We start from the raw sequence: 14,888 nt of genomic DNA, 5'->3' as shown, positions 1-14,888 counted from the left end.
TACGAACAGTACCGCAGGCAAACCAATCGGCCGCTCATGCCGCGTCAACCTCGATCCGTCAGCTCCGTGCAGACAACCGGGGAAAGCAAGGCGATCAGGCAAACGAGCGTTCCCAACCCTCCCGTCAGCACGAACAGCCACCGCACGCCGAGGATTTCGCCGAGCGGTGCGGCGGCAAGCAGGCCGACGGGGGCGGCTAAGCCCATTATCGTGCCGAGCAGCGCCAGCACGCGGCCCTGCAGATGGTTCGGCACGGTCGTCTGAATCAGCACGGTGAACGGCGCGTCGCCAAGGATGAAGGTGACGCCGCTCAGCGCCCAGAACAGCGTCGCCAGCCAGAACAAGCCGGGCGGCACCAGCGCTGCCGCCATCAGCGTGGCGCAGGATAACATGAACCCCCACAATATCCAGGACATGAGCCGCTTCGGCACGAAGGTCGCGACGATCGCGCCCCCAACGATCATACCCGCGCCGCCCAATCCTTCCAGCACTGCGACCGCTTGCGGGCCGCCGCCGAAATGCTGTTTCACAAGCAACGGCAACAATTCGGCGCTGGGCATCACCACCAGCACCACGGCAGTCAGCAGGGCGTAGACGCGACGCAGCCTGGGACTACGCCAAACGATGGCGATGCCCTCGCCAAATTCGGCCCACATGCCTTTGCTTTCGCTTGGCATCCGCTGCTGCGGAATGCGGAAGAACAGCAGCGGCGCGATCCCGAGCACCGCCGTCGCGACATCGATCCACAAGGCCATGCCCACCGGCATCAGGCCGATCGCCAGCGCGCCCAGCGGCGCAGCGGCGACGGTGACGATGCCCATCATCGTCTGGTTGAGCCCGACAGCGCGCGGCAGGAAATGAGCCGGCACCAACATTGCCTCGCTGGCCGCGGCTGCCGGCATCTGGAAGGCGGCGGCGGCGCTGCGCACGAACATTGCCGCATAGACATGCCAGAGCGCGACGCTGCCGTGCAGGAAGAGCGCGATCAGCACCAGGATGCAGCCTGCGCCGATCGCATCGGACATGATCATCAGCGTGCGGCGGCTGTAGCGATCCGCGAAGGTTCCACCGATCGGTCCGAGCAATGCCTGCGGCAACAGCCCCACCAGCCCTGCGGTAGCCAGCGCGCCGAAGGTGCCCACCGTATCGGTGATCCACCAGATCAGCACGAACTGGGTCATCGCGGAACCGATTACCGATAGCGTCTGCCCGCTGAAGATCGACCAATAGCGCCAACGCCAGCCAGAACCCGGATCGGATTCCGTAGCGGGCACAGGTGGTTCGGAAGCACAGTGAGAGGTCATAGCATCCGTGGCAGCACGTTGGTATCACGCCCGCGATCGAGAAAGCGGTGCTTGATCACACCCAGGACGTGGAGGGCGACCAAGGCGAGCAGCGCGTAGGCGAGCGTCTTGTGCGCCCATGCGAATACCGCAAAAGCACGGTCGTTCTTCGGCAGGAGTTCGGGCAGATCGAGGCCGAAAAAGGGAATGCCGTCGCTTTGCGCGAAACTGCTGGACATCGCATAGCCCATCAGCGGCACCAGCATCGCCAGCGCCAGCAGCGCATGATGTACGATAGCGGACAGTGTCCTTTCCGCTTTGGACAAGCCAGCAGGAGGCGGTGGCAGGGCGGAACGCAGGCGGATGGCCGGTGCAATGCTTCCGGCAACGAACGCGAGAACGCCGAGTTCTTTGTGGAGGGGATACATCCACGCGAACTTCGCAGGCAGGCTGTCGGGGAGGCTGGTCATCGTCCAACCCAGAGCGACCAATCCCAACAGGAGCGCGGCGCGCATCCAGTGCAGCATCCGCATTGGCAACGGATAGCGCGTGCTCGCGTGCATCATCGTGTTGCTTTCTCTCGAACGTCGCCGCCCAGCGCGCGGTACAGCGCCGCAGCAGCGGCTAGTTGATCTCGTCGTGCCAAGAGCGTGGCTTGCCGTGCCGCATAGGTGGTGCGCTGTGCGTCGAGCAGTTCGATGCGGCTGGTCTGCCCGGCGGCATAGGCCATGGCAGCCAGCGCCGTCCGGCGCTCGGTCGCGACGACGGCGGCGCGCTGTTCGGTGAGTTGCGCGGCATAGGTCGACTGGGCGGCGAGCCCGTCGGCAACCTCGCGAAACCCGGTCTGGATCGCCTTTTCATAAGCGGCGACAGCGCTCGACGCGCGCAGCTTGGCGAGGTCGAGATTGCCGCGCAGTTCGCCGCCACGGAAGATCGGCACGCTGATCGCCGGCGTGTACGACCAGCTGCGGCTGGCACCGCGGAACAGGCTGTCCAGCGCCAGGCTCGCGAAACCGAACGCCCCGGTCAGCGAGGCGCGCGGGAAGAAGGCCGCGCGGGCCGCACCGATATCGGCGTTGGCGGCGCGCAACTCATGTTCCGCCTGGGCGATGTCCGGGCGGCGCATCAGCAGATCCGAGGGCGCACCGGCTGCCAACGCGGTGCGAACCGGCTGGTCGAGCAGCGACAGCGCGGACGGCAGATCGGCAGGCAGCGGCGCGCCCACCGCCAGCGTCAGCGCGTTCGTCGCCTGCACCCGTTCACGCTCGCGCTGGGCGAGGTCGGCCCGGGCCTGCCGGACCTGTCCCTCCGCCTGCTCGAGATCGACGCCGCTCGCCTGGCCCGCCGCCCGGCGCAGGCGGGTGATCTCGAGCGACGCCTGCCAGTCCTCCAGCGTCGCGCGCGCCAGGGACAGCTGTTCCTCGGCGAGCCGCTCGGTCCAATAGGCCTCGGCCACCGCGCCGATCACCGCCAGCCGCACCGCCCGCCGCGCCTCGACCGAGGCCAGCCAGCGCTGCAGCGCCGCCGCGTTCATCGCGCGCACGCGCCCGAACAGATCGAGCTCGAAGCTGGTCAGCGCCACCTGCGCGGCGAACTGGCCGAATTCGAAACCGGTCGCGCTGCCGCCCGGCGCCAGGCCGACGCCGGCACCGGCCACCGACGAGGGCTGGCGCTGGCGCGTATAGTTTCCCTCGGCATTGGCGCCCGGCAAGGCCTGCGTGCGCTGCACCCGCAGCTGCGCATAGGTCGCCTCGGCATTCAGCGCGGCGATGCGCAGGTCGCGGTTGCTGTCGAGCGACAATGCGATCAGCCGTTGCAGGCGCGGATCGCCGAACATGCCCCGCCATTCGGGCAGCGCCTCCGTTCCATCGACCACCGGATAGGCATGATCGACGGGCGGTGCCGGCAAGGTCCGTCTCGGCGTCATCGAGCAGGCGGTCGTCGTCAGGAGCATCACGAGTAAAAGACGGCGCATCGTCATGCCTCCTTGCCGGCGCGACGCGTCTGCCAGCGCTCCGCCAGTCCCACCACGACTACGAAGAAGACGGGCACGAACAACAGCGCGAGCACCGTGCCTGTGATCATGCCGCCGAACACGCCGGTGCCGATCGCATGCTGGGTCTCGGCGCTCGCGCCATGCGCCAGCATCAGCGGCAACACGCCGAGCGTGAAAGCCAGGCTGGTCATCACGATCGGCCGCAGGCGCACGCGGGCCGCAGCGATCGCCGCTTCGACCAGGTCGCTGCCGTTCGCGTGATACTGCTTGGCGAATTCGACGATCAGGATCGCATTCTTGGCGCTCAGCCCGATGATCGTGATCAGCCCCACCTTGAAGAAGATGTCGTTGGTCAGCCCCCGCAGCGCCACGGCCGAGACCGCGCCGATCAGTCCCAGCGGCACCACCAGCATCACCGCGATCGGGATCGACCAGCTCTCGTACAGCGCAGCCAGCACCAGGAAGACGACCAGCATCGAGAGCAGGACCAGCATCGGCGCCTGCGCGCCCGCTTCGCGCTCCTGGAGCGACTGTCCGGTCCATTCGATCGCGAAGCCGGGCGGCAGCTGTGCCGCCAGACGCTCCATCTCCCGCATCGCATCGCCGCTCGAGGTGCCCGGTGCAGCGGTGCCGGTGATGCTCACCGAAGGATAGCCGTTATAGGTGGCGAGCTGGAGGGGGCTGGTGGTCCACACCGGCGTCACCAGTTCGGCGAGGGCCACCGTCTTGCCTTCGACCCCGCGCACGCGCAGGCGGAGCACGTCTTCCAGGTTCATGCGGTCCTTGGCGTCGGCCTGGACGATCACCTGCTGCAAGCGGCCCTTGTTGGGGAAGTCGCTGACATAGCTGCTGCCGAGCGCGGTGCCGATCATGTCGCTGATCGCGCTGAACGACACGCCCAGTGCGCGCGCCTTGGCCCGATCGATGTCGAGCCGCACGCTGGCACCCGCCGGCAGCCCCTCGGCATAGACACCCTCGAGCTTGGGGCTGTGCGCGGCAGTAGCGATCAGCGCGTCGCGCGCGTCGAATAGCGCCTGTCGCCCCTTGCCCGCGCGATCCTCGAGCCGCAGCGCAAAGCCCGAGGACGTGCCGAGTTCGTCGATCGCCGGCGGCAGCATGCTCATCACCTGGCCTTCGTGCACCGCCTTGTGCATCGCGGCATCGGCGGCGGCGGCTTCCGAGCGGACGTCGGTGCCGCCGCGATGCCCCCAATCCTTGAGGATGGTGTAGATCATCGCCGCGTTAGGCCCTGAGCCCGAAAAGCCGAACCCCAGGATCGCCTCGGTCCGCTCGACGCCCGGCCGCCCGGCCATGTGGCGCTCGAACGCCTGCACGGCCTCCAGGGTACGGCTGGCGGTGGCGTAGGCGGGAAGCTGGAAGCTGGTCATGAAATAGCCCTGGTCCTCTTCGGGCAGGAACGACGACGGCAGCTGGGTAAAGGCAAAACCGAGCAGACCGAGCAGCGCCGCGAACACCAGCATCATCCGCAGCGAGCGCTTGAGCAGCGCTCGCACCCAATCCTCATAGCGCTGGGTCGCCGCCTCGAACATGCGGTCGAACGAGGCGAAGCAGCGGTTCTTGCGCGGCGCCTTGTCCAGCGGCTTCAGCAGCGTGGCGCACAACGCCGGGGTGAGCGTCAGCGCGAGGAAGGCGGAGAACAGGATCGATACCGCCATAGCCATCGAAAACTGGCGATAGACGGTGCCCACCGATCCCGCGGCGAGCGCCATGGGGATGAACACCGCCGAGAGCACCAGCGTGATGCCGATCACCGCGGGCGTGATCTCGCGCATCGCCTTGGCCGTGGCGTCGCGGGGCGAGAGGTGCTCCTCGTGCATCAGCCGCTCGACATTCTCGACGACGACGATCGCGTCGTCGACGACGATGCCGATCGCCAGCACCATGCCGAACATGGTCAGCACGTTGATCGAGTAGCCCGTCGCCAGCATCACCGTCATCGTGCCGAGCAGCGCGATGGGGGCGACGATCGCCGGGATCAGCGTGTAGCGCACCTTCTGCAGGAACAGGTACATCACCAGAAAGACGAGCAGCATCGCCTCGGCCAGCGTCTTCACCACCTTCTCGATCGAGATGCGCACGAACGGCGCGGTATCGAAGCCGACCGACCAGCTCATTCCGGGCGGCAGCGCGCGCGCCAGTTCGTCCATGCGCGCGCGCACCGCCTGCGAGGTTGCGACGGCATTGGCGCCGGGGCTCAGCTGGATCCCGACGGATGCGGCGACCTTGCCGTTCTCGCGGGTGGCGTTGCCGAAGCTCTGCGAGCCCAGCTCGATTCGGGCGACCTTGTCGAGCGTGACGCTCGATCCGTCGGGGTTCGCCTTCAGGATGACCCCAGCGAAGTCTTCGATGGTCTTGAGCTGACCGTCGGCAGTGAGCGGCACCAGCACGCGCTGTTCCTGCGCGGTCGGTTCCGCGCCGAGCGCGCCGGGCGCGATCTGGACGTTCTGCTCGGTGATCGCTGCGGTAACGTCGCTGGCGGTGAGGCCGAAGCCGGCGAGCCTGGTCGGGTCGATCCAGATCCGCATCGCGCGCTCGGCGGAGAAATTCTGGACGCGGCCGACGCCCGGCACGCGCTTGAGCGCGTCGACGATGTTGCGGGTCATATAGTCGGACAGCGCGACCTCGTCCTGCTGCCCGTCGGACATCAGGCTGACGATCATCAGGAAGCCGGAGCTCGCGGACTCCACGGTGACGCCGGTCTGGCGTACCACCTGGGGCAGTCGCGCCTCGATCGCCTTGAGCCGGTTCTGGACGTCGACCTGCGCCATTTCCGGGTTGGTGCCCGGGCGGAAGGTAGCGGTGACCGTGGCGGAGCCGGCGCTGTCGGCCGAGCTCTCGAAATAGAGCAGGTTCTTCACGCTGGAGAGCTCGCGCTGGATCAGCGAGACGACGCTGTCGTTGAGCGTCTGCGGCGTGGCTCCGGGATAGCTGGCATAGATGCTGACGGTCGGCGGCGCGACACTGGGGAAGCGCGCGACGGGCAGTTGCGGAAGGGCGAGTGCGCCCGCCAGCACGATCGCGATGGCGATGACCCAGGTGAAGACCGGGCGGTCGATGAAGAAGTGCGGCATGGTCCTGTCCTCAGCCCGCGCTGCGATCGCGCCAGGGGAGCTGCTTCACCGGGGTGTTGGGCTGCACGCGATCCTGCCCCTCGACGATCACCACTTCCCCGGCACGAAGCCCGGACAGCACGACATATCGGCCGCCGACGATCGGCCCGAGCTGCACGCGCCGGAGATGCACGCGGTCCTGCGAGTCCACCACCGCGAACTGCGCGGCACCGTCATCGGCGCGGGTAACGGCCTGTTGCGGCACGGTCAGTGCGGCCGGTAACGGCGCGCGCGGCAGGCGGGCACGCACGAACATGCCCGGCAGCAGGCGCTCGCCCGAATTGGGGACCTCGACCCGGACCAGCGCATCGCCGGTCGCCGGATCGACGGCAATGCCCGAAAACAGGAGGCGTCCCTTGATCGGATGCGCAGCACCCGATGCCAGGACGATCTCGACCGGGCCTGTCGCCCCGCCCGCGTCCCGGAGCTGCGCATAGCGCTCGGCAGGCTGGCGAACGTCGACATAGACTCTGTCGATCTGTATAATGGTGGCGAGCGGCGTGGCGTCGCCGGCGGTCACCAACGCGCCCTCTGTGAGGTTCGCCGCGCCGATGCGGCCCGCGATCGGCGCAGTGACCCGGGCGAAGCCGAGGTCGATGCGGCGGCGACGCAACGTCGCGCGCGCTTCGGCAAGCTCGGCGGCGGCCTGGTCGCGCGCGGCGACGGCATCGTCATAGCTCTGGCGGCTGATCGCATCGGCCGCGACCAGCGGCTTGAGCCGCTCTGCCTGGGTTCGTGCGCGGGCGAAGGCCGCTGCGGCCTTCTGGACGGTCGCGCGCGCCATATCGGCATCGGCGCGCAGCGGCGCGGGGCTGATCTCGAACAGCACCTGCCCGGTGCGTACCATCGCGCCTTGCTCAAACCTGCGGCGCTGCAGGATCCCGCCCACCTGCGGCCGGATCTCGGCCGTACGGAACGCGACGACCCTGCCCGGCAGCTCGTCGCTCGCGATCACGGCCTGGGGAGCGACGCGCAGCGTCAGCACCTCCACCTCCTGGGTTGGTGTGGCGGGCGACGTATCGGCAGTGCAGGCGCCCAGCCCGCCAGCGGCCGCCAGTGCCAGCGGCAGGGTTCGGAAAAGCATTCGAGCCATCATGCGGCCGCCTATCCGCGCGACGGGTTGCGCCTCCGTCGAGATTGTGTGGAGGCTTTGTGGAGGCGCACTGGCGGCGGCTTCGTCTTCGCTGATAGGACGTTGCCATGCCCGCCGGAGCCCGCCCCGCATGAACCCGCTCGCGCTGATCGCCGAAGACGACAAGGACATCGCCGACATCCTGCGCGCCTATCTGGAGCGCGAGGGCTTTCGTACCGTGCAGGCGGGCGACGGCCGCACCGCACTGGACCTGCACCTGGCGCTGAAGCCCGACGTCCTGCTGCTCGACATCACGATGCCGCTGGTCGACGGCTGGGAGGTGCTGTCCGAAGTGCGGCGGCGGGGCGGCACGCCGGTGCTCGTGCTCACCGCGCTCGACCAGGATATCGACAAGCTCCAGGCGCTGCGCATCGGGGCCGACGATTATGTCGTCAAGCCGTTCAACCCGGTGGAGGTGGTGGCGCGGGTGAAGGCCGTGCTGCGCCGCGCCGGGCCCGGAGCTGCGGGCGGCGTGCTGCGGATCGGCCCGGTCGAGATCGACACGATCGCGCACATCGTCCGCACCGATCGGGGCGACGTGGCGCTCACGCTGACCGAGTTTCGGCTGCTGACCCACTTGGCCCGCACGCCAACCCGCGTGTTCAGCCGCAGCGAACTGCTCGACGCGTGCCTGCCGGGGTCGGATGCGCTCGATCGCACGGTGGACAGTCACATCAGCAAGCTGCGCCGCAAGCTGGACCAGGCGGGCGCCCCCGACATGCCGGAAGGCGTTCGCGGCGTCGGCTACCGGCTCTGGTCACGGGCATGAGGAAGCGGATCAGCCTGACCCGCCAGCTGGCGCTGGTGATGGCGGCACTCGCGATGATGGCTATCATCGCCACGTCGGCCACCTTCTACATCGTCTACGCGGTGCTCGAACGGCTGCACATCCTCGCCCCGTCGCCTCCTGGAGCCGATGACTTCACCGGCCTCGACTTCGGCATCCTTCTCACCGGCTGCCTGTTCGGCGCGATGCTGGCGCTGGGAATTGCGCTTTGGATTTCCAGGAGGATCGTCCATCCGCTGCGCGCCCTCGGAGAGGCTGCGCGCCGTATCGCCGGCGGGGATCTCGCCACGCGGGTCGACGAAATCTCCGAAGCGCATGGCGAGACGGCGCTGCTCATTGCAGACTTCAACGCCATGGCGGGGCGCTTGCAGGGCATGTCCGAGGACCTGTCGACCTGGAATGCCCAGATCGCGCATGAACTGCGCACCCCGCTCACGATCCTGCGCGGGAGGCTGCAGGGGGTGCAGGACGGCGTCTTCCCGCTCGATGCGCAACTGATCGCCGGATTGCTGCAGCAGGTCGACGGCCTCACACGGCTTGTCGAGGACCTTCGGAGTGTCAGCCTCGCAGACAGCGGGCGGTTGGAGCTGATGCTGACGGAAGTGGATCTCGCGGGGGAGGTGCATGCCCTGGCGCCCACCCTTGCCGCCATGCTCGCGCCCGCGGGGTTCGGCCTCGCGCTGGACCTGCAGCCCGGGACCATCCAAGGCGATCCCGCTCGGCTGCGCCAAGCGATCATTGCGCTCGTCGAGAATGCGCGCTGCCATGCCGATCCCTGCGTGATCCGCATCGAAACCTACTTCACCGATGCCACTGCTTCCGTGAGCGTCATCGATGAAGGGCCCGGCCTTCGTGCCGGCTTCGAGAACCGGGCGTTCGATCCCTTCGCGAGGGACACACAGCGCACGCAGGGCACGGGACTGGGGCTCGCCGTCGTCCGGGCCATCGCGCGCGCCCATGGCGGCGATGCCGCATATGGCCGGACCCGTACGCAATCCATTTTCAGGCTAACCTTACCCCTCACGGTCTCTAAGACACGGTAGCCCTTGGGTCACAGGACAGGCCATGGATGGCAGGTTTCAGCGGCAGGGTCGGGCGGGGGGGCGTGCCGCCGGCAATGCCGCACGCGCGCCATCAGCACACTGGAACTGGGCGAGGCGACCACGAGTCCGCGGGCCAAGGAGATCCAGGAAAGCCTGGTGCGCCATGCTTGCGAACGTCGAGATTCGCGGCTTCAACCGGAGTCGACGCGACCTGCGGCAGTCTCGCGCCTGCAGAAATAGTTTCGCTCGTCGTCCACGATGCATTGCGTTGCCGCATCGCTGCTTGCTTGCGCTTCGGCCGGCGATGCTTCGCGCAAGGAGGAAACCGCACTGCCGAGCTCGACGACGATTCCGGCGCCGTTTGTCTTCGCCGGGAAGGTGCGCATTTCAGCGTCGCGCCCGGGGCGCGTCCTGGTGACGGTGTAGTTGCCGGCCACGCCGGTGCCTTCGACGATCAGCATCCCGGCAGTATCGCTTCGCCAGGCCCCGACCCACTTGTCGGTGCGTTCGGCTCCCGCGATCGGCACCAGTGTCGGCGGGATCGGCGGCGCATGCCGGCGCGGTGCGGCTTCCCCGGCGCCGGGCATGCCTTTCGCATGCCCGGCCGGCGTCTCGTCGTTGCTTTCGGCGAGCGTGACGATACCCGTTGCGTCGTCGCTCGGCGTGCAACTGCATCCCGGCAGCGACAGCATGCCGAAACCCGCGGCGATCCATGACGCCGGGAAGCGGGCGCGCAGACGCAGCGGACGCTCCAGGATCATTCCTTCCCTCCTGCGTGGTTCAGCCGGTCCAGCTTGATCGCATCGACCTTCTTCTGCAGCTGTTCCGTCGCCTCGAACGTGTCCGGCGCGATCTCCTTGGTGACCTTCGTGACGGCGTCGGCGATGCCGATCTTCACGGCCGGCGACGCCTTGGCCCAGGCTTTCCCGGCCGGCGTGCGGTAGAAGGCCTCGATCGCGGCCGCGTCGCGCGGGTCGATCCCGCCGAACGCCTTGATGATCCCGGGCTCGATGCGGGCCCAGTTGAGCTTCTCGGCGTGCTTCGCCTGTTCCTTGCGATAGGCTGCGACCAGTTTCGCCTTGCGCTCGGCGAAATGCGGTTTGGGCTCGGGCAAGCTGCTGACGGCATAGTCGACATATTTCGCGAAGCTTGCCCGCCCCCATTTGAAGTCGTGCGAGAGGACGAGCACGCCGTCGCTGGTCCGGCGAATGTCGATCTCGGCCGCTTCGAAGCAGGTTGCCGCAACATTGTCGAGCGACTCGCGCGAGTTTTCGGGCGTCCTGCTGAAGGCGTCGGTGTGCAGCTGCGCATGCAGGCCGCGATGGGCGACGAGTACCGTCAGCTCGCTCTTATGCGGGTGCCGAATCTCGGTGATGATCTTGGCTGGATTGAGGCCGCAGGGGTTTCCCTGGGCGGCGGCCGGGCCGGCCCATAGAAACAGACCGGCGGCGAGCGCCAGCGCGGCGTGAAGCAGGCGTGTCATGGCTTCTCCTTGGAATTTGGTGACGAACGCGCAGCGATGCCGGTGCCGGCGTGGCGGGACGGAACTACGGTCTTCGCCAGGCCGGGGACTCGATGCTGTAGCGCCCGGGAATCACGCTCCTCAGCGCTACATGCAAAGTTGTATTCGGAGTGTATGAAATAAAGAAGTCGGTGACGCTTGGCGCGACGTGTCAGCCCTCCCTCGTTGCAGGGGGCGGTAGACGGCGTAGCGGGGGGGCGGGCGTCGTCGTCCAGGTCGTCACGTAAATGTAATACATAGCGAATACTATAGCGAAAGAATGATTCGTTAGGGGATCTCATGTCCATTCGTACGCAACTGCTCCTCTCGCTCGCCGGACCGGCGCTCGCAGCCTCGATCTGTCAGGCGCATGCGCAAACCGCGCCAAGTGACCAGCCGGACGGACAAGGCGACATCGTCGTCACCGGCATTCGCTGCGCAAATCTGAGCGCGATCGAGAGCAAGCGTGCCGCCGCGAACATCATCGACGTGGTGAGCGCCACCGATGTGCGCGCGCTTCCCGACGCCACCATCGTCGAGGCGCTGCGCCGCGTGCCGGGTCTCTCGGTACTGCCGGCGATCGACAACGAGCATCCGCGCGACGAAGCCTCGACGCCGGTGATCCGCGGCCTCGGGCCGAGCTACAACAACGTCATCATCGATGGGCTGCTGGTCGCCTCGCCGGGTACGCCGAACGGCAATCTCGGCTCGGTCACCCGCGGCGTACGGCTCGACATCCTGCCCTCGTCGATGATCAGCGAGATTCAGGTGGTGAAGACGTTCAGCGCCGATCTCGATCCCAACGCGATCGGTGGCGCGATCAACCTCAAGACGCGCAGCGCCTTCGAGAATGGCGGCAAGCCCTTCTTCAACCTCGAAGCCTCGCTCGGCCATGCCAGTGACAACGGCCAGCCCTATGACCAGCCGGACCTCGGCTATCGCCTGGTCGGCACCGGCAGCTTCACCTTCGGCGCGGAGCAGCAGTTGGGCCTCACCGTCTCGGCCAACTACCAGACGCTGAGCAGCTACACCGAAACCCATATGACCACCGACACGGTGCATTACAGCTTCTACAACGCCGCCGGTCAGCTCCAGTCGGGCAACAATCTGGGCAACGGCTATGCGGTGCCGCAGCAGGACAAATACTGGTACGTGCAGGACAAGCGCGACCGCTACGGCGTGACGGCCAAGTTCGAGGCGCGGCTGAGCGATGCCGTCCACGGCTTCGTGACCGGCGGCTATTATTATTTCAAGGACGACATGCAGCGCAACGAGCTGCTGATCGATCCGCGCAACCGCGGCACCGTCACCGGCCAGACCGCGACGTCGGGCAGCTATCCGGCCGGGGCGATCGAGCTCGGCTATGCCAGCCAGCAGCTCACCAGCCGGACGCGCATGGCCCAGGCGGGGATCGACTTCACGCCGACGCCCGCGCATCGGCTGAGTCTGCGCGGCGGCTATTCGTTCGCCACCTATGACGAACCGATCGCGATGATCAAATACATCACCAATGTCGGCCGCGCCGCGCCCGGCGGCGGTGGCACCAGCGTCAACACCTCGCCGGCGCTCGGCTTCACCTACGATACCAGCGCGTTCAACTTTCGCTTCCCCGTCGCGCGATCGGCCTTCTACGATTACAGCGCCTACAGCCTGTTCTACTGGCGTCCCGACTATAAGCGCTATGCCGACGACAAGATCTGGACGGGGCGGATCGACTATAGCTTCCGCCCGGGCGAGCAGGGCATCGGCTTCGAGACGGGCGCCAGCTATACCGACGACCGCCCGACCTATAATGTCGATCGCACCGAATATGCCCCGAACACCAGCGCGCCGCGCCTTGGCGTCGCCGACGTGCTCGGGCCGCAGGGGGCGCCGCTTCGCTATTCGGACGGGCTGAACCTGATCACGATCGATCCGCGCCGCGCCAACGCGATCCTTTCGGCGCTGCCCAAGTCGATGTTCAACATGCCCGACCAGAGCGGCTTCAACAACCAGGACGATTTCCGCCACAGCGAGAAGATCTTCGGTGCCTATGGCCTGGTGCGCTATGCCAGCGAGGCGATCGACGCGCAGGCCGGCGTGCATTTCGACAGCACCAAGCAGGCGACCACCGGCCGCATCCGCCGCGCCGGGGTGTTCCAGGACATCCCGACCCGGTCGGACTATGACTATCTGCTGCCGAGCGCGCTGCTGACCTGGCACGCCACCCCGGCGATCGACCTGCGCGCGGGCGCCAGCCGCACGATCGGCCGCCCGCCTTATGACGCCTATGCGGCGCGCAGCGCGATCAACTTCGTCAACGCGTCCGATGCCGGCAATCCCAACGCGACCGGTGTCACCGTTACCATCGGCAACCCGGACATCCGCCCGCGCAAGTCGACCAATCTCGACCTCGCCGCCGACTGGCGCTTCGGCGGCGCTCGCGGCGGCATGGTCTCGGTCGCCCTGTTCAACAAGCAGATCGACGACGAGATCTTCACCCTTTCGAGCCCCGGCTTCACCGATCCGGCGTCGGGCGTCACCTATGTCAACGCGCTGGTCAGCCGTCCGGTCAACGCCGCGGATGCCCGCATTCGCGGCGCCGAGTTCAACGCGGTGATCAATTCGTTCGGTGCGCCCGGCACGCTGCTCGAAGGCTTCGGCGCCAGCGTGAACGCCGCCTATCTCGACGGGCGGATCACCGTGCCGCTGAGCGCCGGCGGCCAGCGCGCGATCGACCGGCTGGTCGGCCAGCCCGACTATACGCTGAACGGCACCCTGTTCTACAATGGCGGCGGGATCGAGCTGCGGGCGGCCTATAACCGGCAAGGCAAGGCGCTCCGGGCGATCGTCAACGACGTGGCCTGGCAGGACCTTTATTGGGCGGCGCGCGACCAGGTCGACCTTTCCGCCAGCTATGCGGTGCGATCGGGCATCAGCCTGTTCGGGCAGGTGAGCAACGTCACCCATGCGCGGATCACCAGCGTCACCGGCCCGGGCAAGAACCTGCTGAAGGACAGCTATTCGGTGCCCACCACCTTCTGGGTCGGCATCCGCCTGACCCCGAAGTTCTGAGGATGGCGTCGTTCCTTCGCCAGGGTGTCCTGGCCCTCGCGCTTGTGCTGCCCGCCTTCCCGGTGCCCGCCGCACCGCGGGAAGCGGTGCCCGGCGTCCAGGTGCGCTTCGCCGATCCGGACGGCGTGATCGTCGTCGCGCATCGCGGCTGCCACAATCCCGCGCCGCGGCATGGTCTGGGGCCGGCGCCCGAAAACTCGCTGCTGGCGCTTGAGCATTGCGTGACGATCGGCGCCGACGTGATGGAAACCGACGTGCTGCGCACGGCGGACGGCCATCTCGTGATGATCCATGACGACAGCGTGGATCGCACCACCAACGGCACCGGTCGGGTGGCAACGCTGAGCCTGGCGCAGCTCCGGGCGTTGCGGCTGCGGCAGAATCTGGGCGGTGCCGCAGCGCCGCTCACCGACGAACATATCGTCACGCTGGACGAGATGCTGGCGGCGGCGCGCGGGCGGATCCTGCTCAATCTCGACATCAAGGCGGCGATCTATCCCGAGGTGATCGAAGCGGTCGTGCGGGCAGGGGCGCAGGACCGGGTGTTCATCAAGACCGAGGCCGGGATCGCCACGCCGCCGCTCGCCGGGCTGACGCCCTATGACCGGGTGGCGTTCATGCCGATCCTGCTCAATGTCGAGGGCAAGGCGGACCTGGCCGCGGTGCTCGCCCGGCAGCTGGACGGCAAGCGGCCCATCGGCGCCGAATTGCCGCGCCTGCGCGCGGAGCAATTGTCGTCCGTCGCCGCGCTCGCCCGGCGCCATCGGCTGAGGCTGCTCGTCAACACCATCTTCGAGGGCTTCGTGGAGGGCGCCTATAGCGATCTCGACGCGCTGCGTGATCCGGCGGCGGTCTGGGGCCGGCTGCTGGCGGACGGCGTGACCGTGTTTCAGACGGACGAACCCGAGGCGCTGCTGGCGTTTCGCGCCTCCCTGTCCCGGGCGAAGACCTAGGTGGCCGC

Annotated in this window: 11 protein-coding genes; 4 read left to right on the top strand and 7 right to left on the bottom strand. The window is 67.6% G+C overall.

The features are described 5' to 3' along the window. Nucleotides 1-44: 44 nt before the first annotated feature. Genes CA234_RS16180 through CA234_RS16160 form a run of 5 tightly spaced genes read right to left on the bottom strand, consistent with a single transcriptional unit; the run spans nt 45 to nt 7,494 of the window. Nucleotides 45-1,274, bottom strand: coding sequence for an MFS transporter (locus CA234_RS16180; protein WP_206431218.1), 1,230 nt, complete (start codon nt 1,272-1,274; stop codon nt 45-47). Between the two features lie 26 nt (nt 1,275-1,300). Next, nucleotides 1,301-1,849, bottom strand: coding sequence for a cytochrome b/b6 domain-containing protein (locus CA234_RS16175; RefSeq protein WP_206431217.1), 549 nt, complete (start codon nt 1,847-1,849; stop codon nt 1,301-1,303). Then, complete coding sequence (locus CA234_RS16170; protein ID WP_164521850.1) at nt 1,846-3,258, bottom strand: efflux transporter outer membrane subunit; 1,413 nt, start codon at nt 3,256-3,258, stop codon at nt 1,846-1,848. Before CA234_RS16170 ends, CA234_RS16175 begins: the two co-directional genes overlap by 4 nt. 2 nt (nt 3,259-3,260) lie before the next feature. Continuing rightward, nucleotides 3,261-6,371 (bottom strand): multidrug efflux RND transporter permease subunit, encoded by a 3,111-nt coding sequence (locus tag CA234_RS16165; protein WP_126002228.1) that lies wholly within the window; start codon nt 6,369-6,371, stop codon nt 3,261-3,263. Nucleotides 6,372-6,381: 10 nt separating this feature from the next. Then, the gene (locus tag CA234_RS16160) at nt 6,382-7,494 is read right to left on the bottom strand and encodes an efflux RND transporter periplasmic adaptor subunit (RefSeq protein ID WP_241213544.1); all 1,113 of its coding nucleotides are present in this window, start codon (nt 7,492-7,494) and stop codon (nt 6,382-6,384) included. Between the two features lie 139 nt (nt 7,495-7,633). On the opposite strand from CA234_RS16160, the gene CA234_RS16155 reads away from it, so the two are divergent. Beyond that, a complete protein-coding gene (locus CA234_RS16155) occupies nt 7,634-8,311 on the top strand; it encodes a response regulator (RefSeq protein WP_125975417.1) in 678 nt (225 codons plus the stop codon). Next, nucleotides 8,308-9,372: an ATP-binding protein gene (locus tag CA234_RS16150; RefSeq protein ID WP_126002226.1), complete on the top strand. Its 1,065-nt coding sequence runs from the start codon at nt 8,308-8,310 to the stop codon at nt 9,370-9,372. The genes CA234_RS16155 and CA234_RS16150 overlap by 4 nt, the downstream gene beginning before the upstream one ends. Nucleotides 9,373-9,563: 191 nt before the next feature. Here the strand turns inward: CA234_RS16150 and CA234_RS16145 are convergent, their stop codons facing one another. Together CA234_RS16145 and CA234_RS16140 are read right to left on the bottom strand one after the other, a co-directional pair. Continuing rightward, nucleotides 9,564-10,133 carry a hypothetical protein gene (locus CA234_RS16145; RefSeq protein WP_126002225.1) on the bottom strand — a complete coding sequence of 190 codons (570 nt, stop codon included), beginning with the start codon at nt 10,131-10,133 and terminating at the stop codon, nt 9,564-9,566. Continuing rightward, nucleotides 10,130-10,855, bottom strand: a complete 726-nt coding sequence (locus tag CA234_RS16140; protein WP_125978070.1) for a glycerophosphodiester phosphodiesterase family protein — start codon at nt 10,853-10,855, stop codon at nt 10,130-10,132. The genes CA234_RS16145 and CA234_RS16140 overlap by 4 nt, the downstream gene beginning before the upstream one ends. A gap of 318 nt (nt 10,856-11,173) precedes the next feature. On the opposite strand from CA234_RS16140, the gene CA234_RS16135 reads away from it, so the two are divergent. After that, a complete protein-coding gene (locus CA234_RS16135; protein ID WP_126002224.1) occupies nt 11,174-13,927 on the top strand; it encodes a TonB-dependent receptor in 2,754 nt (917 codons plus the stop codon). A 2-nt stretch (nt 13,928-13,929) separates the two neighbouring features. Then, complete coding sequence (locus tag CA234_RS16130) at nt 13,930-14,880, top strand: glycerophosphodiester phosphodiesterase family protein (RefSeq protein WP_125978066.1); 951 nt, start codon at nt 13,930-13,932, stop codon at nt 14,878-14,880. Nucleotides 14,881-14,888: the final 8 nt, after the last annotated feature.

It is taken from the genome of Sphingomonas sp. ABOLE (assembly GCF_003950455.1).
Taxonomy (GTDB): domain Bacteria; phylum Pseudomonadota; class Alphaproteobacteria; order Sphingomonadales; family Sphingomonadaceae; genus Sphingomonas; species Sphingomonas trueperi.
The sequence above is the reverse complement of the archived record's forward strand: the minus strand, read 5'-3'. Positions and strand labels throughout refer to the sequence as shown.

What these genes read in the sequence shown, in the direction of transcription:
- CA234_RS16175 (WP_206431217.1), bottom strand. Translation starts at nt 1,849, where the DNA reads ATGATGCACGCGAGCACGCGCTATCCGTTGCCAATGCGGATGCTGCAC.
- CA234_RS16170 (WP_164521850.1), bottom strand. Translation starts at nt 3,258, where the DNA reads ATGCGCCGTCTTTTACTCGTGATGCTCCTGACGACGACCGCCTGCTCG.
- CA234_RS16165 (WP_126002228.1), bottom strand. Translation starts at nt 6,371, where the DNA reads ATGCCGCACTTCTTCATCGACCGCCCGGTCTTCACCTGGGTCATCGCC.
- CA234_RS16160 (WP_241213544.1), bottom strand. Translation starts at nt 7,494, where the DNA reads ATGCTTTTCCGAACCCTGCCGCTGGCACTGGCGGCCGCTGGCGGGCTG.
- CA234_RS16155 (WP_125975417.1), top strand. Translation starts at nt 7,634, where the DNA reads ATGAACCCGCTCGCGCTGATCGCCGAAGACGACAAGGACATCGCCGAC.
- CA234_RS16150 (WP_126002226.1), top strand. Translation starts at nt 8,308, where the DNA reads ATGAGGAAGCGGATCAGCCTGACCCGCCAGCTGGCGCTGGTGATGGCG.
- CA234_RS16145 (WP_126002225.1), bottom strand. Translation starts at nt 10,133, where the DNA reads ATGATCCTGGAGCGTCCGCTGCGTCTGCGCGCCCGCTTCCCGGCGTCA.
- CA234_RS16140 (WP_125978070.1), bottom strand. Translation starts at nt 10,855, where the DNA reads ATGACACGCCTGCTTCACGCCGCGCTGGCGCTCGCCGCCGGTCTGTTT.
- CA234_RS16135 (WP_126002224.1), top strand. Translation starts at nt 11,174, where the DNA reads ATGTCCATTCGTACGCAACTGCTCCTCTCGCTCGCCGGACCGGCGCTC.
- CA234_RS16130 (WP_125978066.1), top strand. Translation starts at nt 13,930, where the DNA reads ATGGCGTCGTTCCTTCGCCAGGGTGTCCTGGCCCTCGCGCTTGTGCTG.